A 291-nucleotide genomic window follows, 5' to 3' on the forward strand; every position below is an offset into this window, starting at 1 on the left:
GGCCTAAGACAGCGAAAAAAGTTAGTTGCTCATCCAAGTTACATAGCGCTTGGGGAAAATGAATTTAAGGTTTGTCAAAAATATAAAGCATTATTTAATAGCGAGTTGGCGCCTAATGTGTGCCAGGAAATAACGAATGCGGCATTGTTTTCAATGCCTCTAGGGGATAAAAAATTTAAACTCGCGATTGAGAAAGCGCTGGGTAGAGTTATAGGTTATCCTCAAAGAGGTCGGCCCGTTAGCAATAAGTAGTTATGCAAATGATAATAAGTCTTATCTGTCACCGACCCC

General features: G+C 40.2%; 1 pseudogene. It reads left to right on the top strand.

Annotation, left to right across the window (positions count from 1 at the left end):
* A pseudogene (locus RM573_RS17455) lies at positions 1-252 on the top strand (hypothetical protein); the annotation flags it as partial.
* Positions 253-291: the final 39 nt, after the last annotated feature.

The organism is Thalassotalea castellviae (genome assembly GCF_031846185.1).
Lineage (GTDB): Bacteria > Pseudomonadota > Gammaproteobacteria > Enterobacterales > Alteromonadaceae > Thalassotalea_H > Thalassotalea_H castellviae.